The organism is Pseudomonas sp. DWP2-2 (assembly GCF_049897065.1).
GTDB lineage: Bacteria > Pseudomonadota > Gammaproteobacteria > Pseudomonadales > Pseudomonadaceae > Aquipseudomonas > Aquipseudomonas paracarnis.
Genome location: NZ_JAFCVN010000006.1, coordinates 213822 through 235387, shown reverse-complemented (window position 1 = coordinate 235387; position 21566 = coordinate 213822). Strand labels below are relative to the sequence as shown.

General features: G+C 60.2%; 15 protein-coding genes and 1 pseudogene. 9 read left to right on the top strand and 7 right to left on the bottom strand.

Going from position 1 to position 21566, the window contains the following annotated elements; all coding sequences use genetic code 11:
• Positions 1-23 precede the first annotated feature (23 nt).
• The 3 genes from ACP7CZ_RS15995 to ACP7CZ_RS15985 are packed head-to-tail and all read right to left on the bottom strand — an operon-like array spanning position 24 to position 3129.
• On the bottom strand, positions 24-845 hold the full coding sequence (locus ACP7CZ_RS15995) for a M23 family metallopeptidase (protein WP_057975063.1): 822 nt from the start codon (positions 843-845) through the stop codon (positions 24-26).
• Between the two features lie 3 nt (positions 846-848).
• Positions 849-2228 carry an exodeoxyribonuclease VII large subunit gene (gene xseA / locus ACP7CZ_RS15990; RefSeq protein ID WP_236280323.1) on the bottom strand — a complete coding sequence of 460 codons (1380 nt, stop codon included), beginning with the start codon at positions 2226-2228 and terminating at the stop codon, positions 849-851.
• Between the two features lie 10 nt (positions 2229-2238).
• The gene (locus ACP7CZ_RS15985; RefSeq protein WP_200584141.1) at positions 2239-3129 is read right to left on the bottom strand and encodes a LysR family transcriptional regulator; all 891 of its coding nucleotides are present in this window, start codon (positions 3127-3129) and stop codon (positions 2239-2241) included.
• Positions 3130-3229: 100 nt separating this feature from the next.
• Here ACP7CZ_RS15985 and ACP7CZ_RS15980 point away from each other — a divergent pair.
• The 4 genes and pseudogenes from ACP7CZ_RS15980 to guaA all read left to right on the top strand — a co-directional run.
• A pseudogene (locus tag ACP7CZ_RS15980) lies at positions 3230-3874 on the top strand (TSUP family transporter); the annotation flags it as partial.
• A 25-nt stretch (positions 3875-3899) separates the two neighbouring features.
• The gene (locus tag ACP7CZ_RS15975) at positions 3900-4448 is read left to right on the top strand and encodes a hypothetical protein (protein WP_005791157.1); all 549 of its coding nucleotides are present in this window, start codon (positions 3900-3902) and stop codon (positions 4446-4448) included.
• A 271-nt stretch (positions 4449-4719) separates the two neighbouring features.
• Positions 4720-6189 (top strand): IMP dehydrogenase, encoded by a 1470-nt coding sequence (gene guaB / locus ACP7CZ_RS15970; RefSeq protein WP_034128014.1) that lies wholly within the window; start codon positions 4720-4722, stop codon positions 6187-6189.
• 80 nt (positions 6190-6269) lie between these two features.
• Positions 6270-7847: a glutamine-hydrolyzing GMP synthase gene (gene guaA, locus ACP7CZ_RS15965; RefSeq protein ID WP_014719806.1), complete on the top strand. Its 1578-nt coding sequence runs from the start codon at positions 6270-6272 to the stop codon at positions 7845-7847.
• 101 nt (positions 7848-7948) lie between these two features.
• On the opposite strand, the gene ACP7CZ_RS15960 is transcribed toward guaA, so the two are convergent.
• The 3 genes from ACP7CZ_RS15960 to treR all read right to left on the bottom strand — a co-directional run bounded on the left by ACP7CZ_RS15960 (position 7949) and on the right by treR (position 11837).
• On the bottom strand, positions 7949-10021 hold the full coding sequence (locus ACP7CZ_RS15960; protein WP_294152626.1) for a TerD family protein: 2073 nt from the start codon (positions 10019-10021) through the stop codon (positions 7949-7951).
• 326 nt (positions 10022-10347) lie between these two features.
• The gene (locus tag ACP7CZ_RS15955; RefSeq protein WP_089042367.1) at positions 10348-11118 is read right to left on the bottom strand and encodes an APH(3')-II family aminoglycoside O-phosphotransferase; all 771 of its coding nucleotides are present in this window, start codon (positions 11116-11118) and stop codon (positions 10348-10350) included.
• Between the two features lie 14 nt (positions 11119-11132).
• Complete coding sequence (gene treR / locus ACP7CZ_RS15950) at positions 11133-11837, bottom strand: trehalose operon repressor (protein ID WP_186527711.1); 705 nt, start codon at positions 11835-11837, stop codon at positions 11133-11135.
• A 253-nt stretch (positions 11838-12090) separates the two neighbouring features.
• Between treR and treP the strand changes: the two genes are divergently transcribed.
• The 5 genes from treP (at position 12091) to ACP7CZ_RS15925 (ending at position 19714) form a co-directional block, all read left to right on the top strand.
• On the top strand, positions 12091-13533 hold the full coding sequence (gene treP / locus ACP7CZ_RS15945; RefSeq protein ID WP_034128010.1) for a PTS system trehalose-specific EIIBC component: 1443 nt from the start codon (positions 12091-12093) through the stop codon (positions 13531-13533).
• Positions 13534-13655: 122 nt separating this feature from the next.
• Positions 13656-15302 carry an alpha,alpha-phosphotrehalase gene (gene treC, locus ACP7CZ_RS15940; RefSeq protein ID WP_054897801.1) on the top strand — a complete coding sequence of 549 codons (1647 nt, stop codon included), beginning with the start codon at positions 13656-13658 and terminating at the stop codon, positions 15300-15302.
• Between the two features lie 166 nt (positions 15303-15468).
• On the top strand, positions 15469-16689 hold the full coding sequence (locus ACP7CZ_RS15935) for a maltoporin (protein WP_054897800.1): 1221 nt from the start codon (positions 15469-15471) through the stop codon (positions 16687-16689).
• A gap of 209 nt (positions 16690-16898) precedes the next feature.
• Positions 16899-19433: a phosphoenolpyruvate--protein phosphotransferase gene (gene ptsP / locus ACP7CZ_RS15930; RefSeq protein WP_089042369.1), complete on the top strand. Its 2535-nt coding sequence runs from the start codon at positions 16899-16901 to the stop codon at positions 19431-19433.
• A 2-nt stretch (positions 19434-19435) separates the two neighbouring features.
• Complete coding sequence (locus tag ACP7CZ_RS15925) at positions 19436-19714, top strand: PTS transporter subunit EIIB (RefSeq protein ID WP_089042370.1); 279 nt, start codon at positions 19436-19438, stop codon at positions 19712-19714.
• Between the two features lie 136 nt (positions 19715-19850).
• On the opposite strand, the gene mltF is transcribed toward ACP7CZ_RS15925, so the two are convergent.
• The gene (gene mltF, locus ACP7CZ_RS15920) at positions 19851-21311 is read right to left on the bottom strand and encodes a membrane-bound lytic murein transglycosylase MltF (protein ID WP_054897797.1); all 1461 of its coding nucleotides are present in this window, start codon (positions 21309-21311) and stop codon (positions 19851-19853) included.
• Positions 21312-21566 lie beyond the last annotated feature (255 nt).

The window sequence follows — 21566 nt, the reverse complement described above, 5'->3', positions numbered from 1 at the left end:
GACGCCCCTCACGGCCACGGTATTCAGGGTTGAAACGCGCCGATAAAAATCGCCGGATCTACCCGTGCATCATTCAGGCTGACGTTCCAGTGCATATGCGGCCCGGTGGCCCGGCCTGTCGAGCCGACTTTGCCGACTACCGCACCGCGCACCAGTGGCTGACCCACCTTCACATCGATCTTCGACATATGGCAGAACATGCTGATAAAGCCCTGGCCATGGTCGACAAACACGGTATTGCCGTTGAAGAAGTAATTGCCGACCAGAATCACCTTGCCATTGGCGGGTGTCTTGATCGGTGTGCCGGCCGGTACGGCGAAATCCAGGCCCGAATGCGGGTTGCGTTCCTCACCGTTGAAGAAGCGGCGCACCCCGAATTTGCTCGAAAGCGGCCCGTTCACCGGTTTATCCAGCACCAGGTTGCTAGGCAGGTTCGGGCTGAAGCTGCGGTAAGCCTTGAGCTGCACTGCCAGTTCGCCTTCGATGCGCTTGAGCTGAGCCGGGTCAGGGTTGACCTGGCTCTTGTTCTTCAAAGTAATGCGCTGTTCCGGATACTTCTTGTAACCGACGATAAACGGCAGGTTGCGCCCCCCGCTGCTGATGCGCTCGTTGCCAGGCTTGACCGTTAACGGGATACCGACAATCGCCAGCCAGTTGTCCTGCTCCTTGACCACCAGCACCGGCTTGCCCTGGTAGGTGGCTTTCGGCGCCGTGGCCGAAGGGCCCAGTTCGACGACGGCCACGCCGCCTGGCACCGGTTTGTTCAGGGTTCGCGTGATGTAACTGTCGGCGTGGGCGTTAAATGTGAGGCACAACAGCATCAACAGGCTCAGTAGGCGTGGCATCGATCAATCCAATAATGAAAGGGTGACGGGTGTCAGGTGGTTGTCTTCCACCCGCACTTGCAATTGGCCTTCACCCAGGCGCGCGGTGAGGCGCTGGCCGGTGTGGGTTTGTGCGGCATTGCGAATCGCCTGGCCGCGCTCGTCCAACAGGATGCTGTAGCCGCGGCCCAGGGTCGCCAGCGGGCTGACCACCTGCAATGTCTGCACTTGGCTCTGCAGTTGCAGACGCCGAGCCTTGAGACCTTCACGCATGGCGCGGGGCAGGCGTTCGGCGAAGCTGTCCAGGCGCTGGCGCAAGAGTGCCAGTTGACGGCCGGGGTGCTGGCCGGCGAGGCGGGTTTCCAGGCGGATCAAGCGCTCGCGACGGGTATTGAGGCTACGCTCAAAGGCGCGGCGCAAGCGCATGTCCAGGTCATCCAGGCGCTGGGCCTGCTGGCGCAAGCGCTCGCCCGGGTGACGCAGGCGCCGGGCCATGCCTTCCAGGCGCAGGCGGCTGTGGCTCAGGCGGTTGCGCATCAGCATCACCAGGCGGCGCTGCAGGTTTTCCACTTGACGCACCAGATGGCTGGCGTCGGGAGCCAGCAACTCGGCGGCGGCGGAGGGAGTAGGGGCGCGGACGTCCGCCACGAAGTCGCTGATGGACACATCGGTTTCATGACCAACGGCACTGACGATAGGGGTAACGCAAGCATCAATTGCGCGGGCCACCACCTCTTCGTTGAAGCACCACAAGTCTTCAAGGGAGCCACCGCCACGGGCCAGGATCAGCGCGTCGAAACCCCGGGCGTCGGCGAGTTTCAGCGCCCGCACGATCTGCGGGATTGCTTCGCGGCCTTGCACGGCGGTAGGGATCAGGGTCAGTTCAACATTCGGCGCGCGGCGGCGGAACACGCTGATGATGTCGCGAATCACCGCGCCGGTGGGCGAGCTGATAATGCCGATGCGCCGAGGATGCACCGGCAGCGCCACTTTGCGTTCGGCACTGAACAGGCCTTCGGCGCTCAGCTTTTCCTTCAGTGCATCGAAGGCAAGGCGTAGCGCACCATCACCGGCCGGCTCCACGGTATCGAGGATCAGTTGGTAATCGCCGCGGCCCTCGAACAACGAGACCTTACCGCGCACCTTCACCGCCAGGCCATCCTTCAACGCCTGACGTACCCGCGCCGCGTTATTGCGAAACAGCGCGCAACGCACCTGGGCGCCACTGTCCTTGAGCGTGAAATACACATGGCCGGAGGCCGGGCGGGCGAGGTTGGAGATCTCGCCTTCCACCCAGATATTGGTGAACACGTCTTCCAGCAACACCCGCGCGCGGCCGTTGAGCTGGCTGACAGTCAGGACTTCGCGGTCCAGGCCCAAGCGGGCAAAAGGATCTTTAATCATGGGCGGCAGTTTATAGGCATTCGTGCAGGGTTTGACAGAATTGCTCCACCAGCGCGTTCGGCGCTTGCGCGCAGGCCAGGGCTACCGTGCTGTGGCAGTCCGGATCGGCCAGGGGCAAAAATTGCAGGTTGGGCGGGGCGATGTCCTGCATGGATTTTGGTAACAGGGCAATCCCGAAACCGGCCTGGATCAATTGCAACTGCGTGGTCTTGCGCGACATTACCCGCGCCGCCTTGGGGAAAAAACCTGCACGCATGCACAATTCAGCCGACAGATAGCTCAGCCCGCCGCGCTGAGGGTGGGGGATTGAAATAAACGCCTCATCCTTGAGTTGCATTAACTCGACCGCTGCGTTGCCGCGTGCCAAGGGATGACCCGCAGGCACTGCCAGCGCCAACGGCTCGGTGTACCAAGGCACCACGCGCACGCCTTCGCGCTGGCGCAACACCGGCAACCGCAGCAGGCCGACGTCCAGGCGGCCCTCGACGATTTCCTCCAGTTGGGCTTCGGAGGAGAGTTTGACGATATCCATCGACACACCCGGGCAGCGCTCCAGCCACGTGCTGATGCCTTGCAGTAACGCGCCGCTCATCGGCACGGTGCTCGAATGGCTCAGGCGCAAGGTGCCGAGTTGGCCCTGGCCCACTTGTGTCGCCAGGTCGCTGGCCTTGAGCAACTCACTCAGCAGGTTGCGCGCCCGTGGGTAGAAGGCTTCGCCGGCGGCCGTCAGCCTTGGCTGGCGTGCAGTGCGTTCGAACAGTGGGGTTTGCAGTTGAGATTCAAGCTCCTTGATCTGCCGGCTCAAGGCTGATTGCGCCACGAACAGGCGCTCGGCGGCAGCACTGAAGCTACCGCTGTCGGCGATTTCGACGAAATAACGCAGTTGCCGGGTGGAGATCAAGAGTCATGCCTTTTTGAGATGAGTAGCGAGCCTGGAAGATATTAGTCGCAACCCTTGCCGATGGCTAAAGTGAACGGCATCTCAATAGAAGGAATAAGTCATGAGCCCGGTTGAGCTGATGAGCCAGTGGACTTTCGGCGGTATTGATTGGCTGGTGATCGGCCTGGGCGTGACGGTGGCTTATATCGTGTTCGGCATTGCCGGGTTCGGCACGGCGCTGGTGGCGGGGCCGATCCTGATTTTATTCATGCCGCTGTCGAAGATCATCCCGTTGCTGGTGCTTCTGGACTTTGTCGCGGCGTTTGGCGGCCTGCTGCAAACGCGGCGCGATGTGAACAAGCCGGAACTGTTGCGGTTGCTGCCCTGCATGGCCATCGGCTGCACCCTGGGCGTGGTGTTTTTGCTCAACCTGCATTCGGACCTGTTGCTGTTATTGATGGGGCTGTTTATCAGCGCCTACGCGATTTACAGCCTGGCGGTGAAAGCAAGGCCGACTCAGCTGGCGGCGGGCTGGTCGATTCCCATGGGCACCGTTGGCGGCCTGTTTGGGGCGCTATTCGGCAGTGGCGGCTTCTTATATGCGATTTACCTGAACAGCCGTTTGCCCAAGGACGCTGCGCGGGCTACGCAAAGCGCGCTGATCAGTTGCAGCACGGTCGTGCGTTTGAGTCTGTTCCTGATTGCCGGGGTGTATGCAGATTTGCCGTTATTGATGTTGGCGGTTTGCCTGTTGCCGGCGATGGCGCCAATAGCCACACCGCAGGACTCCCATGAACTCCCAAAGCATCCTTGTCCCGAAAATCTCCACCTTGCCGGTCCACGAACCCCGCGCACGGGCGATTGTGCGCTGGCTGGTGCGCAAGAACATCATCAAGGAAGAGCTCACCACTTGCGGGCGTACCGGCAACCGCATGGGCTACGCCCTGGCCGATGGTGCCCGCGCGGTGGTGCTGCACCCCGAAGCGCTGCCGTTCAACGAGCCGGTCAATGGCCTGGAGATCATCTACAAGCGTTGCATCTATACCCCGGCCAAGGGGTTCCTCGAAGAAGCGGGCTGCCCGGAGTGCCTCAAGGAAGTCGGCGAGGCGCTGTTTGAAAGCCTGGAAGACTGGATGCCTGGCCACACCGATAACTTCACCTGCCCGCTATGTGGGCATGAAGACGACATCAATGGCTTTCTGTTCCTGCAGGAATGCGGGTTTTCCAACCTGGGATTCATTTTCAACAACTGGGCGGAGGCGGGCTTCAAACAGAGCTTTATCGACGAGTTTGCCGATTGGCTCGATCAAAAAATGAGCTGGGTCAAAGTCGAACTGTAACTTTTTGCCGAACACGATCGTTCCCACGCTCCCGCGTGGGCAACGCCGCATGGGACGCTCCGCGTCCCGTTGTTGTCGGAGATTTTGAATCCTGCCCCAAGGCGACGCGGAGCGTCACCAGAGGCATTCCCACGCGGAGCATGGGAATGATCGGGGCGATGAAATTACCCATCTATCAGTATTACCAAGTTTGTCAGAGTTTTACATTGAGCCCGGCAGGGTGCATGTATATAATGGCGCGCTTCCATTTTCCCGCTCGGGAGCCCCCGCGATGCTGCGTATCAGCCAAGAAGCTCTGACATTCGACGACATTCTCCTAGTGCCCGGTTATTCCGAGGTGCTTCCTAACGAAGTCAGTCTCAAGACCCGCCTAACCCGTGGCATCGAGCTGAATATTCCCCTGGTTTCCGCTGCCATGGACACCGTCACCGAAGCCCGTCTGGCCATTGCCATGGCTCAGGAAGGCGGCATCGGCATCATCCACAAGAACATGACCATCGAGCAGCAAGCTGCCGAAGTGCGCAAGGTCAAGCGTTACGAAGCCGGTGTGGTGAAAGATCCGATCACCATCGAAGCTGACGCCACCGTGCGTGACCTGTTCGAACTCACGCGTATGCACAACATCTCCGGCGTCCCGGTGCTGCACGATGGCGACCTGGTCGGCATCGTCACTTCCCGTGACGTGCGTTTCGAGAACCGCCTTGAAGTCACCGTCCGCGAAGTGATGACGCCTAAAGAGCGCCTCGTCACCGTCAAGGAAGGCGCCGACAAGAACGATGTGCGCGAACTGCTGCACAAGCACCGCATCGAGCGCGTGCTGATCGTCGACGACAAATTCGCCCTCAAAGGCATGATGACCGTCAACGACATCGAAAAAGCCAAGGCTTACCCACTGGCCAGCAAGGATGACCAAGGTCGTCTGCGCGTTGGCGCTGCTGTCGGTACCGGTAAAGACACCGGTGATCGCGTCTCGGCGCTGGTCGCTGCCGGTGTTGACGTGGTAGTGGTCGACACCGCCCACGGCCACTCCAAAGGCGTGATCGACCGCGTGCGTTGGGTCAAGCAGAACTTCCCTGAAGTGCAGGTGATCGGCGGCAACATCGCCACCGGCGCTGCCGCCAAGGCCCTGGCCGAAGCTGGCGCCGACGCAGTCAAGGTCGGTATCGGCCCAGGCTCCATCTGCACCACGCGTATCGTCGCCGGTGTGGGCGTGCCGCAGATCAGCGCCATCGCCAACGTCGCCGCTGCCCTTGAAGGCACTGGCGTACCCTTGATCGCCGACGGTGGCATCCGTTTCTCCGGTGACCTGTCCAAGGCCATCGTAGCCGGTGCCTCCTGCGTGATGATGGGCTCGATGTTCGCCGGTACCGAAGAAGCGCCGGGCGAGATCGAACTGTTCCAGGGCCGTTCGTACAAGGCTTACCGTGGCATGGGTTCGCTGGGCGCCATGTCCCAGGCGCAAGGCTCTTCCGACCGTTATTTCCAGGACTCTTCGGCAGGCGCCGAGAAGCTCGTACCGGAAGGCATCGAAGGCCGTGTGCCGTACAAAGGCACCCTGAGCGCGATCATCCATCAACTGATGGGCGGCCTGCGTTCCTCGATGGGCTACACCGGCAGCGCCAACATCGAAGAAATGCGCACCAAGCCAGAGTTCGTACGGATCACCGGCGCCGGCATGGCTGAATCCCATGTCCACGACGTGCAGATCACCAAGGAAGCGCCAAACTACCGTGTAGGTTGAGGCTTCCAGCAAAATGTTAAGTAACCGGGGCTGTTCTTCAGCCCCGAGTTGTTTCTGATTCATTAGACGAGACTGACTTCATGGCCCTCGACATTCACGCCCACCGCATCCTGATCCTCGACTTCGGTTCCCAGTACACCCAACTGATCGCCCGCCGCGTGCGTGAAATCGGCGTGTACTGCGAACTGCATCCGTTCGACATGGACGATGAAGCGATTCGCGAATTCGCACCCAAAGGCGTCATTCTCGCCGGTGGCCCCGAGTCCGTTCACGAAGCCAACAGCCCGCGCTGCCCGCAAGCGGTATTCGACCTGGGTGTGCCGGTATTCGGCATCTGCTACGGCATGCAGACCATGGCCGAGCAACTGGGTGGCAAGGTTGAAGGTTCCGAACTGCGTGAATTCGGTTATGCCCGTGTGGACGTGGTTGGCAAGAGCCGCCTGCTGGACGGCATCGAAGACCACATCGACGCTGACGGCCTGTTCGGCCTCGACGTGTGGATGAGTCACGGTGACAAGGTCACCAAAATGCCGGAAGACTTCCACATCCTGGCCAGCACCCCGAGCTGCCCGATTGCCGGCATGTTCAGCGATGAGCGTCGCTACTACGGGGTGCAGTTCCACCCGGAAGTGACCCACACCAAGCAAGGCGGGCGCATCCTGTCGCGTTTCATCCTCGACATCTGCGAGTGTGAAGCCCTGTGGACCCCGTCGAAAATTGCTGAAGACGCCATCGCCCAAGTGCGCGCCCAGGTCGGCACTGACAACGTATTGCTTGGCCTGTCCGGCGGCGTTGACTCCTCGGTTGTGGCCGCCTTGCTGCACAAGGCCATTGGCGACCAGCTGACCTGCGTATTCGTCGACAACGGCCTGCTGCGCCTGCACGAAGGTGAGCAAGTGATGGCCATGTTCGCCGAGAACATGGGCGTCAAGGTGATCCGCGCCAACGCTGAGGACCAGTTCCTCAACAACCTGGCCGGCGAGTCCGACCCGGAGAAGAAGCGCAAGATCATCGGCCGCACCTTCATCGACGTGTTCGATGCCGAGTCCAACAAACTGGACAACATCAAGTACCTCGCCCAGGGCACCATCTACCCCGACGTGATCGAGTCGGCCGGCGCCAAGAGCGGCAAGGCCCACGTGATCAAGTCCCACCACAACGTGGGTGGCCTGCCTGAGGAGATGAACCTCAAGCTGGTAGAACCGCTGCGCGAACTGTTCAAGGACGAAGTCCGCCGTCTGGGCCTGGAACTGGGCCTGCCGTACGACATGGTCTACCGCCACCCATTCCCAGGCCCGGGCCTGGGCGTGCGTATCCTGGGTGAAGTGAAGAAGGAATACGCCGACCTGCTGCGTCGCGCCGACCACATCTTCATCGAAGAACTGCGCAAGGCCGACTGGTACCACAAGGTCAGCCAGGCGTTCGTGGTATTCCAGCCGGTGAAATCGGTTGGCGTTGTAGGCGATGGTCGTCGTTACGCATGGGTTGTTGCGTTGCGTGCCGTAGAGACGATCGACTTCATGACAGCGCGTTGGGCACACCTGCCTTACGAACTGCTGGAGACGGTCAGCGGCCGGATTATCAACGAGATCGAAGGTATCTCGCGCGTGACGTATGACGTGTCGAGCAAGCCGCCGGCGACGATTGAGTGGGAATGATGGGACGTCCGGCATTGTCCGGCACGATCTAAGAAATGCCCTAGAGCCCGCGTAATTGCGGGCTTTTGGCTTTTTGGCGTTGGCAAATTCTGGCGTAGATATTAGAGAAACTGTGATCGAATCAAATCCGTATCGAACGGTGTTATCCCTTGATCAGGCGCAAACACCGTCTGTGCCAACTGCGATGAGGCTACGCCTTCTCCCCGCGCTCGAGCATGTAAGTCGAATAGCGTCTCCAAATCCGGCCTTGGTGTATGTATTAAAGCTCGCAGCATCAAGGACACCCCGCTGAGGTTGTTCTCGACGTTGTTCCACCTCGGAGATGATGTGAGCCCCAGATCGGCCCAAATTATGCGTCGCTCTTGCAAGTCCATTACGAATGGCAGGCAGATCCCTGTGTTGGATGCGATATCGATACGGTCGAACACGGAGCTTGGCTCGAATACTTCACCTGACGCCGTATCGACGCGAGCCATCCAGCCAGCGAAGCATTCTGGAAGGTCGCAGTAAGGCTGCTCGGTGTATGAGTTGATAGAGGTAACAACGTAGCGAATACCCTTCTCTACGAGAACATCAAGGTCGAGGTCGATGAACTCTGAAGCTCCATCGGGCGCGTCGACGATGTCGCCGCTGTGGTAGCCGCCGAAACTCTTCAGGTTGTAGTAAGCGACTGTTTCTATGAACACGAAGTTGGCGTCGAAAAATGCAGCGGACAAGTCGATATCTGTACGCCCATGGCCGTTCTTCCACCAGAGGAACAGGCGAATGAAGTGGGTGTCAGGTATAGGCAGCCGACTGCCCCGCACCAATGTGCGCAGGGCTTTCGATGAGGCACGCTGCGCCAGCGGTACCCTGTACTCGCGTAGTACTGGATCGATAAAGCAGCGACCTAGCGGCGGTAGTGACGCAAAACGCGTTACGAGAGCGTTCTCACAGATTGTGGCTGCACGAGCCAACACGTTGGGGCCTAGAGGTTCGCGTCGATCCTTGATTGCGTAGACTTTGGCGAGTGCGCCTTTGGGTGTGAATGCTCGCAGGGGGAGTGGGCGAGGAGCGCGTACCTGAGCCAGCAACTGCAGCAGAACAGGTGAGGACACTTGTGCCGCAACCGCCTCGAACGCGTCGAGGACCGATTCTGGTGCCGTTGCACGCCGAAGGGTCACGTCCAGCCGTCTTGCGAACTCGCCTGGGCGGTTTTGTAGTATGGGTGTAAGCGCGGCGATGTCATGCTGGGCAAGCAATGTTTCGACTCGTGATCCAAATGAGTCTGGCGTTTCGTTGCGACGTGCTGCCGTGATGGCGGCCAGCGCTCGTGGGTACTTATCGGCATAGTCGCCCGGATGCAGTACTTCAGCCAGGCGTTTCCATCGCTCTGCATGCCGCATCACGTCTTCTGCAACGTTGAGTGTTTTGTCGAGCAGGCGCAACAGCAGGCGACGCATTGAGCGCTTCATCGCTTTAAAACGTGTCGAAGCTGTCGTCAGTGACACGTCTCCTCCACTTAGCGCAACAGCGAGCCGTAGCACGTCTGTCGCCGTTTCGGCGTTTCGTTCCAGGAATGTATCTACCCGCGCATCGCCGGCTACGTGCAGGATAAGTGCACCGCCAACTAGTGCACGGATCTCCCGAAACGGCACGGACTCAGGCAGCAGTCGAAACACATCGCTTTGATACTTTCGAATAAACCAGATGACGTCGGCAGTTTCCTGTTCGGAGAGCGAGGTGCGTGATGAAATCAGCGGTTCGAGGAGTGACTCGAACTCGGAGACGCTTCCCGGTTCGATAACGCGGGATATGAAGTTGCCTTCAAGCATCGCAGGTCGAGCGTGTTCGGTGGGTGGTAAACGTAATAGCGTTAAGCAGTGAATGACGGCATTAAGGTACAACTCCGCCTCTGAGGCCGTCAGGACCTGCTCTGGAAAGTCTGGGTAGAAGGGTTTGTAATGTACATGAGCGCCAGTTTCCCGCCGAAGAACGCCGATAATTTCGCGCAGCCAATACTTGAGTTCTGTTGCTGACAACTTGGCGATTTGCTCAATCAGGGATTCTGACAGTACACATCGGAACGCCGCGACTTCCCGGACCGCCGATGCGACCTGCGCACGCGTGGCACCGCCAGTGCCGATGGGGACGTGAACTTTGCTACGGCGACGCAGGAACAACCCCTGATTCATACTAGATTTTCTCCCTTGGCCACCGTCGTGCTCGCGTTGCAGTTGAAGTAAAAACGCCTGCTAGAAGCAGGCGCGGTGTGGAGAGCGAAACCCCTAGGTCATAGGAGGTTAGAAGGAAGGTGTTCCATAGCCACGGCGGCATTCTACGAAAGGTTGAATCTGTTTGTCAGGTCGCTGCGTAATTCAACGGTAACAAGCTGCTTCGCCAGCAGAGAGGGGCCGCTTTGCGCCCCAGCGGGAGCAAGCTCCCTCGCCACAGGGTTACATTGTGTCCTTAGGTGGTGGCATTACAGGCTTGAACAGGGGGGACGGCGGTACGTTCAGCGTCAGAAAAACTCATCCAGCAGACAATAGAACTTCATACGCTGCTCATCGGGCTCAACGCCATAAGCCTCAAAAAATGGCCTCACCCATGCCAGCCCCAGATTGCTTTCAATACTTCGTGCTGCCAAGGCAAGGTCTTGGAACCGATCGCTGACCCCCAGCCGTCCACAGTCGATGAAGCCGCTGAAACAACCCTCTGCCGCCATGAAATTCGGCAGGCAAGCGTCGCCATGGGTCACTACCAGATCATGAGTCTTTGGCTGAGTTGCCACCAGTTCAGCAAACACATCCTCAGCGCTTTGCCCCAGTCGCTCGTCGTCGAAGTCTGTCTCGTCCACGAGGCCGGCACTGACGTGCTGCTGTGCGCGTGCGATGCGCAGCTGGAGGGAGTGATCGAAGGGGCACAGTGCCACGGGTAACTGGTGCAAAGTACGCAGCGCGGTCGCCAGGATGTTGATAATTTGCTCGGCTGAAAGCTCGCTGGCGCTGGCCAGGTCCTGTCCCGGTACGGTGGTCATCAGCAACCAATGGCGGTGGGCCGCTGTAACTTCATCCAGGACCACAGGCGCAGGCAGACCCATTTGCTGCAGCCATCTGAGTCGATCAATTTCGTCTGCCAACTCACTGTGTTCCTCCAGGAGCTCGGATTTCAGGAACAGATCCGTGCCGCCGTCATGGCGCAGGCGAAAGACGTCAGCGCGCGATTCACCAATGGCCTGTTGTTCAATCAGTGCATGGGGAAATTGTTCCCGCCATTTGTGGGGAATATTCATCGTTGTCTCCGGCGTCAGCGCCGCGCCACATCAGAAAAATAAAACTTATCCAACGTATGCCGCGACTCGGTGTACTCGAACTGCCTTCCATCCTGCAAAAACGTCTGGTTACTCACCACAATCACATGGCTTTGCCCCTCCAGATCCAGATGCGCCTGGTCGTCCTTGCTGCGTGGCAGGGCTTCGATGGTGCGTTGCGCGTAGCTGATCTGCAGCTGCAGCGTTTGCTCGATAAACGCGTAGATCGACTGCTCGGCGATGTCGCGGTCCAGGCCGGGAATCAGGTCGCTGATGAAGTGGTTGATGTCCAGAATCACGCGTTTGCCGCCGATGCGGCGCACCCGTTTGATGCGCGTGATCAGGGTGCCGGGTTCGGCCTCGATGTGTTGCAGCAGTGAGCCTTCCAACGGGATCTGGGCGAACTCGACCACGTCGGTACGTACATCATCGCCCAGGTCAGCGTGGGTTTCGTGGAAGCTGACGATGCCGCCCAGTTGGAACTCGATCGGGTTGGGCGACAACACAAAAGTGCCCTTGCCGTGGATTTTTTGCGCAAAGCCACGTTCCTGCAACTGCTCGATGGCGCGCCGTACGGTGCCACGGCTGGCCTGGTAGGCGTCCATCAGTTCGGTTTCGGAGGGAAGGCGCGTACCGCGTTGCAGGCGCTCGGTGGTGATGCTGGCAAGCAGATCCGTATAGATCTGGTTGTATTTGCTCATGGATGGCTCTTGCCCGGCGTTATGAAGGTGGACTGCGCGTTCAAGGCAGGAACCTTAGTGGCAGAGGTTGGGTTTGTCCATTGGACACCCGTGCCCGTAGGTGAAAAACCTGACGGAAAGATCGTATGAATAAACAAAAGTGTAACTCGTACAGACGAGTTGTTGATTTAACTCGTACAGACGAGTACTTTTCCCTCCTCGGCGTGCTGCCAACGACTGCCACCCATAAAAACAATCACAGTGGAAAACGAGCATGAGCCACGACTATTCAACGATTGCCCGCGAGATCCTCGACAACCTCGGAGGCCGCGAAAACCTCGAGCAGGCTGCCCATTGCGTGACCCGCCTGCGCCTTGCGCTCAAGGACCCCAGCCTGGTCAACAGCAGTGCCCTGAACCAGGTCGATCTGGTCAAGGGTTCGTTCTTTACCGGCGGCCTGTTCCAGGTGGTGATCGGCCCCGGCGAAGTGGAGAAGGTCTACGCCGCCCTGCGCGAACTGACCGGCCTTGCCGCTTCGACCATTGCCGACGTCAAGAAAGCCGGCGGCGACAAGGCCAACCCCATGCAGCGCCTGGTGCGGGTGTTCTCCGATGTGTTCATGCCGATCCTGCCCGCGCTGATCATTGCCGGCCTGTTGATGGGCGTGAACAACCTGATGGGCGCCAAGGGCATGTTCATCGAAGGCCAGACGCTGCTGGAGGCCTACCCGAATCTGGATGGCCTGTGGAGCCTGATCAACCTGATGGCCAACACCTCCTTCGTGTTCCTGCCGGCACTGGTGGGCTGGTCGGCGGCCAAGCGGTTCGGCGGTAGTGAAATCCTCGGCATCGTGCTGGGCCTGATGCTGGTGCACCCGGACCTGCTCAACGCCTGGAACTACGGCAAGGCGGTAGCCGGCCTCGACGGCCAGAGCCTGCCGTACTTCGATATCTTCGGCTGGTTCCAGATCGAGAAGGTGGGTTACCAGGGGCAGATCCTGCCAATCCTGATGGCGGCCTTTGTCATGAGCGTGATCGAGAAGTGGCTGAGGGCGCGGGTGCCGAATGCCATTCAACTGCTGGTGGTGCCGATCACCACCATCGTGGTCACTGGTGTGCTGGCCCTGGCAATCATCGGCCCGGTGACGCGTCACCTCGGCATCCTGATTACCGAAGGCCTGGTCACCCTGTTTGAAATCGCACCTATGATCGGCGGCGCGATTTTCGGCCTGCTCTATGCGCCGCTGGTGATCACCGGTATGCACCACATGTTCCTGGCCGTCGACCTGCAGCTTATTTCCACCCAGGGCGGCACCTTTATCTGGCCGATGATCGTCATGTCCAACCTGGCCCAGGGCAGCGCCGCGCTCGGGGTGTTCTACATGACTCGCAATGCGCGGGACAAAAGCATGGCCTCGACCTCGGCCATTTCAGCTTACTTCGGCATCACTGAGCCGGCGATGTTCGGGGTGAACCTGCGTTTCAAATTCCCGTTCTATGCCGCTCTGCTGGGCTCGGCGCTGGGCAGCATTTTCCTGTCGTTGAACAAGGTGCAGGCCTCGGCCATCGGCGTCGGTGGGCTACCCGGGTTTATCTCGATCGTACCGAGCGCCATTCCGATGTTCGTGATTGGCATGGTCGTGGCGATGGTCGTGCCGTTTGCGCTGACGTGCATGTTGAGCATGAAGATCGTTCGGCCTGGTTACCGGGTCGCCTGAAGATCGCTATCGCAGGCAAGCCAGCTCCCACAGTGATGTGTGAACACATTCAAATGTGGGAGCTGGCTTGCCTGCGATGAGGCCGGAAGGGCCAACACCCAACTCTACTGAAGGAATCCACCATGCAAACCTGGCAACACTCGGTGATCTACCAGATCTACCCCAAAAGCTTCCACAGCCACGCGGGTAACGCCACCGGTGACCTGCTGGGCATCGTGGACAAACTCGACTACCTCAAGTGGCTGGGCGTGGATTGCCTGTGGGTTACTCCGTTCCTGCGCTCGCCCCAGCGCGACAACGGCTACGACATCAGCGACTACTACGCCATCGACCCCAGCTACGGCACTATGGCCGACTGCGACCTGCTGATCAGCGAAGCCGCCAAGCGTGGTATCAAGCTGATGCTCGACATCGTGGTCAACCACACCTCCATCGAACACGAATGGTTCCAGCAGGCGCGCAGCAGCCTCGACAATCCCTATCGTGACTTCTACATCTGGCGTGACCAGCCGAACAACTGGGAATCCAAGTTCGGCGGCTCGGCCTGGGAATACGAAGCGCAGACTGGCCAGTACTACCTGCATCTGTTCGACCATACCCAGGCCGACCTCAATTGGGATAACCCCAAGGTACGCGCCGAAGTGTTCAAGATGATGCGCTTCTGGCGCGACAAAGGCGTGGGCGGCTTCCGCCTGGATGTGATCAACCTGATCTCCAAGCCCGCCGATTTCCCCGAAGACAACAGCGACGGTCGCCGTTTCTACACCGACGGCCCGAACGTGCACCAATACCTGCAGCAAATGCACCGCGAGGTCTTTGAAGGCCATGACCTGATCAACGTGGGCGAGATGTCATCCACCCGCCTGGAACACTGCATTCGCTACTCGAATCCAGCGTCGAAAGAGCTGTCGATGACCTTCAATTTCCATCACCTGAAAGTCGATTATCCGAACCTGCAGAAGTGGGTGAAGGCCGATTTCGATTTCCTGCAACTCAAGCAGATTTTCTCCGACTGGCAGGTGGGCATGCAGGCCGGTGGCGGCTGGAACGCGTTGTTCTGGTGTAACCACGACCAGCCACGGGTGGTCTCGCGCTTTGGTGACGACGGCGAATACCGCGTGGTCTCGGCCAAGATGCTCGCCACGGCGCTGCACTTTCTGCAGGGCACGCCATATGTGTATCAGGGCGAAGAGCTGGGCATGACCAACCCCGGCTTCGACAGCATTTCGCAATACCGCGATGTGGAAACCCTGAACATCTTCCGCCTCAAGCGCGACGCGGGAGAGTCCGAAGCTTCGAGCATGGCGGCGATCATGCAGAAGTCCCGCGATAACGGGCGTACGCCCATGCAGTGGAGCACCGAAGCGAACGCCGGGTTCAGCCGCGGTGAACCCTGGATCGGCATTCCCGCGAATGCTGCGCAGATCAATGTCAACAGCCAGATGGATGACCCGGATTCGGTGCTGCATCACTACCGCAGGCTGATCGACCTGCGCCGTCGCGAGCCGCTGATACAGCAAGGCGTTTACCGTGCGTTGCTGCAAGACCATCTCCAGGTCTGGGCGTACCTGCGTGAAGGTCATGGCGAGCGCCTGTTGGTACTCAACAACTTCTATGGATCGTCGTGCGAGATCCAACTGCCCGAAGGCGTGATCAACGCCGCAAACGAGCAACGCCTTCTGATCAGCAACTACCCCGATTGCCCGCTGCGCACGAGCACGATGGTGCTACGCCCTTATGAATCCTTCGTGCTGCACCTGACTGGTTGAAATGCCCCCTGTAGGAGCGAGCTTGCTCGCGAAGATCGCCAACGCTAACGCGCCCCTCCAGGTGTTGCGTGGAGGTTGCAAATTCTTCGCGAGCAAGCTCGCTCCTACAGGTGATCGCGTCACGCAAGACAGCAAGAAAAAACAATAAAAATAAAAGGAGCACTTCATGAAAACAACAATAAAACTGGGCCTTATTGCTTCCTGCCTCACGGTGCCTTTCGGCGCCCAAGCCCTGGAATTTGCCGGGTATTTGCGCAGCGGCGCGGGCACGTCAACGGGCAGCGGCAAGCAGCAATGTTTCCAACTGCCGGGTGCGCAAACCAAGTACCGCTTGGGCAACGAATGCGAGCAGTACGCCGAGCTGGAACTGCGTCAGGATTTGCTGACCCTCGATGACGGTTCGGTGTTCAGCGTCGATGCCATGGCTTCCCTCTATAACAAGTACGACCGTGCCCTGAAGTTCCAGGGTGAAAACAATGGCTCGGCGCGCATGCCGCAGATGTATGCGCAATGGTCCAACCTGCCCAGTCTCAATGGCGGTTCGCTGTGGGCCGGGCGGCGTTACTACAAACGTAACGACATCCATATTTCCGACTTCTACTACTGGAACCAGAGCGCCACCGGTGGCGGGATCGAGGACGTGTTGATCGGCGGCTTGAAATACAGCTACGCCCTGTCGCGCAAGGACAACCTGTACCAGAAGGAGTACGCCACCCGTCACGACTTCAACGTCGCAGGTTTCAAGACCAACCCCGGTGGCGAACTGGAACTTGGCTTGAGCTACATCGCCAAGGCCGGTGGGCGTGACACCAACAGTGGCTGGGCGCTGACGGCGCAGCATGTACAAGCGGCCTTCCTGGGTGGCAAGAACAAGTTTGCCCTGCAGTACGGCGAAGGCCCCGGCACCGGTCTGGGTTACACCGGCAATACCACGTTGGACAAAAGCAGCAAAAGTTACCGCGCCGTGGAGTTCTTTGATTGGCAAGTGACCCCGCGTTTCGGCGGGCAAGTCGAGGCGGTGTACCAGAAAGATGTGCGCCCAGGGCGTCAGGACCAGAACTGGATGTCGCTCGGTGTGCGTCCTGCGTATGCGCTCAGCGAGCAATTCAAACTGGTCACTGAGCTGGGGCACGATCAGGTCGAGGCCACCGGCGGTACGCGCAAATTGAGCAAATTTACCTTCGCCCCGACCTGGTCGCCCAAAGGTCCTGAGTTCTGGGCGCGGCCGGAAGTGCGGTTGTATTACACCTATGCGTCCTGGAACAAAGCGGCCAAGCGTGCGGCCAATGAGCTGGCGGCGGGCTCGGCGTTGTCCGACACCGGCGCCTATGGCACGGCGCGGCATGGGTCGAACGTCGGTGTGCAGGTCGAATATTGGTGGAAGTAAGCCGGGCTCGTGTGGGAGCGGGCTTGCTGTGGCGAGGGAGCTTGCTCCCGCTCGACTGCGCAGCAGTCGCAGGCTTTTGGGGGCGCTTCGCACCCCAGCGCAAGCAAGCTTGCTCGCCACAGCAAGCCCGCTCCCACCTTTGATCTTCGTCATCCTCATCCTTGCATCGACTCAATGATTTTTAAAGAACAACACAAACAGGTGAAGTCATGACCACATCTCAACCCCTGGAACTGCTGGCACCCTTGTCCGGGGGTTTGCTGGCGCTGGATCAGGTCCCCGACCCGGTATTTTCCGGCCGCGTGATTGGCGATGGCCTGTGCATCGACCCCACCTCGCAGACCCTCTGCGCGCCGTTGGCCGGGGTGATCAGCAATATTCAGGACAGCGGACACGCCGTCAGTGTCACCGCCGATAACGGAGTGCAGGTGCTGCTGCATATTGGCCTGGACACCGTGAACCTGGCAGGCCAGGGCTTCACCCGGCTGGTCGAGGAGGGCCAGCGGGTGGAGGCCGGGCAGCCGCTGATCGAGTTCGATGCCGATTATGTGGCGCTCAATGCACGTAGCCTGCTGACCTTGATGCTCATTGTGAGCGGCGAGCCGTTTGTGCCATTGGTGGCCGGTCAGGCGCTGGTGGAGTCCGGCCAGCCTCTGGTGCAGGTCTCACCGGGGCCGATGCCCGCTGAGGTGGACGAGGAAGAGGGCAATGCGCTGTTTTCCAAGCCAGTGACATTGCCCAATGCCAGCGGCCTGCACGCCCGCCCTGCGGCGGTGTTTGCCCAGGCGGCGAAGGGGTTCAGTTCCAGCATTTTCCTGCACAAGCAAACCCTGAGCGCCAATGCCAAGTCGCTTGTGGCGATCATGGCGCTGCAGACCTCCCAGGGCGACAGCGTGCAAGTGAGCGCGGCGGGGGAAGATGCCGAGGCGGCAATCCAGGCGCTGGTGGCGTTGCTGCTCGACGGCTGTGGCGAGACGCTGCCGGTAGCGGTCGAGGCGATCAACGAGCCCGCCACGCCTGCGTCTTCTGCGTCCGTGTTGCGAGGCGTCTGCGCGTCGCCGGGCTCGGCGTTCGGCCAGGTTGTCCAAGTGGCTGAACCGGCGCTTGAGATTCCCGAAGCCGGTGCCGGAGAAACCTTCGAACGTACCGCATTGGCCCGTGGCCTGCGGGCGGCAAACGAGGCGCTGCAAGCGTTGCAGGCCAAGGCGGCCGGCAGTGCCCAGGCCGAGATCTTCCGCGCCCACCAGGAACTGCTCGAAGACCCGACCCTGCTTGAACAAGCCCATAGCCTGCTGGCCGAAGGCAAGAGCGCGGCCTTTGCCTGGAATACGGCCACGGTGGCGACCGCCAGGCTCTTCGAAGGCTTGGGTAAAACGCTGCTGGCTGAGCGTGCGGCGGATTTGGCCGACGTCGGCCAGCGCGTGCTCAAGTTGATCCTGGGGGTGCCGGAGCGTTCCATGGAGCTGCCGGAGTGCGCCATTCTGGTCGCCGAACAATTGACCCCCTCACAAACCGCCGGCCTGGATACCAGCAAAGTGCTGGGCTTCGTCACGGTCGCCGGTGGCGCTACCAGCCACGTGGCCATCCTCGCCCGGGCCCTCGGCCTGCCATCCCTTTGCGGCGTACCCAGTCAAGTATTGGCCTTGGCCAACGGCAAGCGGGTACTGCTCAACGCCGACAAAGGCGAGCTGCAGCTGGAGCCGAACCTGGCTGAAATCGAGCAACTGCAGGCGGTTCGTCAACAGCAAAAGCTACGGCTGCAGCGTGAAGTGGCACAGGCCTCACAGGCGGCGGTCACCCGCGACGGTCACCACGTCGAGGTCACAGCCAACGTCGCCTCATTGCAGGAAGTGGAACAGTCACTGACCCTGGGCGCTGAAGGCGTGGGTCTGCTGCGTTCGGAGTTCCTCTACCTGGAACGCAACCGTGCCCCGAGCGCAGAGGAGCAGGCCGACACCTACAGCGCCATCGCCCGCGCCCTCGGCCCCGAGCGTAATCTGGTGGTACGTACCCTGGATGTGGGCGGCGATAAACCCTTGGCCTATGTGCCGATGGAAAGCGAGACCAACCCATTCCTTGGCCTGCGCGGTATCCGCCTGTGCCTGGAACGCCCCGAACTGCTGCGTGAACAGTTGCGTGCGATTCTTGCCAGTGCAGGCTTGGCGCGGCTGCATATCATGTTGCCGATGGTCAGCCTGCTGTCGGAGCTGCATCTGGCGCGCAAGATGCTCGAAGAAGAGGCGCTGGCCCTCGGGCTGGCCGAGTTACCAAAGCTGGGCATCATGATCGAAGTCCCCAGCGCAGCGCTGATGGCGGATGTGTTTGCGCCCCATGTGGATTTCTTCTCCATCGGCACCAACGACCTGACCCAGTACACCCTGGCCATGGACCGCGACCATCCGCGCCTGGCCAGCCAGGCCGACAGTTTTCACCCGGCCGTCCTGCGCCTGATCGACATCACCGTCAAGGCGGCCCATGCCCATGGCAAGTGGGTGGGCGTATGTGGTGCGCTGGCGTCCGAAACCCTTGCTGTGCCGGCGTTGATCGGCCTGGGTGTGGATGAGCTGTCGGTCAGCGTGCCGCTGATCCCCACCATCAAGGCCACCGTGCGCGAACTGGACCTGCACGACTGCCAGATCATTGCCCGCCAAGTGCTGGGCCTGGAAGAAGCCGACCAAGTGCGCGAGGCCCTGCGCCTGTACCACGCGGCCACCGTTGAAACCTCACCTGTCGTGGAGCACTGAGCATGTTCGAGAAATTGCAGCGGGCGTTCTGGAAAGCCCTGACGCCTGATTTGGTGGCCGAGACGGTCGCACCGACGACGCCGAGCCTGTTGTCGGCCGATGTGGTGAGTGCATTGGGCGGGGAGGGGAACGTCACGTCACAGCAGCGCGTGGCACTCACGCGGGTGCGGGTGCAGTTGCGGGAGGCGGGGCGTTTGGATGAGTCGGCGTTAAAGGCAGCGGGTATACCGGCAGTGATGGTGTTGACGGGTGGGGTAGTCCATCTGCTCACCGGCCTATAAGGCGACGATGATCACATGTGGGAGCCGGGCTTGCCCGCGATAGCGGTGTGTCAGGCGCCGACTACCTTGACTGTCAGGCCGCTATCGCGGGCAAGCCCGGCTCCCACAGGGATTTGCAGTGTGCGGGCTGCCGTGATCAGAGTTGTGGGGTGTCTTGTGGCGGCTTGGTCTTGTCCACGCCCGGCACATGCAGGTTGCCTTCCACCACCTGGTTGCCCTCCAGCTGCGGCTGGGTCACCCAGGTAAGAATGTCGTAGTAACGTCGAATGTTCGCCACAAAATGCACCGGCTCGCCGCCGCGGGCGTAGCCGTAGCGGGTCTTGCTGTACCACTGCTTCTGCGACAGGCGTGGCAGCATCTTCTTCACGTCCAGCCACTTGTTCGGGTTCAGGCCTTCTTTCTTCGCCAGGAGGCGCGCGTCGTCCAGGTGGCCGGTGCCTACGTTGTAGGCGGCGAGGGCGAACCAGGTGCGGTCGGGTTCGGCGATCTTGTCGTCCAGCTCATCCTTGATCCGGGCCAGGTACTTGGCGCCGCCCATGATGCTCTGCTTGGGGTCAAGGCGGTTGGACACGCCCATGGCTTGCGCGGTGTTCTGGGTCAGCATCATCAGGCCGCGCACGCCGGTCTTGGACGTGACCGTGGGTTGCCACAGCGATTCCTGATAACCAATGGCTGCCAGTAAACGCCAATCGACTTTCTCGGCCTTGGCATAGGCGCGAAAGTGTTTCTCGTACTTGGGCAGGCGTTGTTGCAAGTGCTGGGCAAAGGTGTAGGCGCCGACATAGCCGAGGACATCGACGTGCCCGTAGTAGCGGTCCTTCAGGCGTTGCAAGGTGCCATTCTTCTCGACCTTGTCCAGGTAACTGTTGATCTCGTTTAGCAGGCTGTTGTCGTCGCCTGCTGCCACGGCCCAGCTTTGATTGCTGGCATTGCCGAGGTCGAAGGCCACGCGCACGTTGGGGAAGTACACCTGGTTCATGGCCACTTCGTTGGAGTCCACCAGGGTCAGGTCGATTTGCCCTTCGTCGACCATGCGCAGCAAATCCACCACTTCAACGGCGTCGGATTCTTCGTACTCGATGGCCGGGTTCTGTTTTTTCAGCGCCGCCAGTTGCTCGGCGTGGGTGCTGCCCTTGAGCACCATGATCTTCTTGCCCACCAGGTCGGCGGCGTTGGTGGGGCGCGATTGGCCGTTGCGGTAGATAATCTGTGGGGTGACTTCAAGGTACGGGTGGGAGAAGCGCACCTGCTGCTGGCGCTGGTCGCTGCTCACCAGGCCGGCGGCGGCGAGTACCGGGCCGTTGGGTTTGCCCAGCCGGCTGAACAGGTCGTCGAGGTTGTCGGCCGTCTCGATTTCCAGCTTCACCCCCAGGTCGTCGGCAAAGCGCTTGACCAGTTCGTATTCGAAGCCGGTTTCACCGTTGCGATCCTGGAAATACGTAGCGGGACTGTTGCGAGTGACCACCCGCAATACGCCATCCTCCTTGATTCGCTCCAGTGTGCTGGGTTTATCAACACAGGCACTGAGCATCAGGAAGAGCAAGGTGGCGATGAGCCATTTGGCGCATCGCAGGCGCGAAACAGTTGGGAAGAACATCTGCGCAGTATACGCAAACGGCTCACGGCGCCATATCTCGACAGCGGCGCACTTGTCTGCTAGCCAGCGTAAAACTGTGCTGCAGCCCGCAGAAACGGGGCTTGGCGAGCGATTGTGACGGTTAAAATAACTGCGCCCAATACCCTGGATAACGCCGTAACTGCAGGCAAAGCGTGCCAACTGACGTTCGGCGGCGGCCACCGGTAGCGTTTCGGGTGCCGTTGGCGAAGGTTTACGCTAGAATGCACGGCCTCA

Bases quoted from the DNA above. Each gene is read 5' to 3' on its own strand.
- ACP7CZ_RS15995 (WP_057975063.1), bottom strand. From the start codon at position 845: ATGCCACGCCTACTGAGCCTGTTGATGCTGTTGTGCCTCACATTTAAC.
- xseA (WP_236280323.1), bottom strand. From the start codon at position 2,228: ATGATTAAAGATCCTTTTGCCCGCTTGGGCCTGGACCGCGAAGTCCTG.
- ACP7CZ_RS15975 (WP_005791157.1), top strand. From the start codon at position 3,900: ATGAACTCCCAAAGCATCCTTGTCCCGAAAATCTCCACCTTGCCGGTC.
- guaB (WP_034128014.1), top strand. From the start codon at position 4,720: ATGCTGCGTATCAGCCAAGAAGCTCTGACATTCGACGACATTCTCCTA.
- guaA (WP_014719806.1), top strand. From the start codon at position 6,270: ATGGCCCTCGACATTCACGCCCACCGCATCCTGATCCTCGACTTCGGT.
- ACP7CZ_RS15960 (WP_294152626.1), bottom strand. From the start codon at position 10,021: ATGAATCAGGGGTTGTTCCTGCGTCGCCGTAGCAAAGTTCACGTCCCC.
- ACP7CZ_RS15955 (WP_089042367.1), bottom strand. From the start codon at position 11,118: ATGAATATTCCCCACAAATGGCGGGAACAATTTCCCCATGCACTGATT.
- treR (WP_186527711.1), bottom strand. From the start codon at position 11,837: ATGAGCAAATACAACCAGATCTATACGGATCTGCTTGCCAGCATCACC.
- treP (WP_034128010.1), top strand. From the start codon at position 12,091: ATGAGCCACGACTATTCAACGATTGCCCGCGAGATCCTCGACAACCTC.
- treC (WP_054897801.1), top strand. From the start codon at position 13,656: ATGCAAACCTGGCAACACTCGGTGATCTACCAGATCTACCCCAAAAGC.
- ACP7CZ_RS15935 (WP_054897800.1), top strand. From the start codon at position 15,469: ATGAAAACAACAATAAAACTGGGCCTTATTGCTTCCTGCCTCACGGTG.
- ptsP (WP_089042369.1), top strand. From the start codon at position 16,899: ATGACCACATCTCAACCCCTGGAACTGCTGGCACCCTTGTCCGGGGGT.
- ACP7CZ_RS15925 (WP_089042370.1), top strand. From the start codon at position 19,436: ATGTTCGAGAAATTGCAGCGGGCGTTCTGGAAAGCCCTGACGCCTGAT.
- mltF (WP_054897797.1), bottom strand. From the start codon at position 21,311: ATGTTCTTCCCAACTGTTTCGCGCCTGCGATGCGCCAAATGGCTCATC.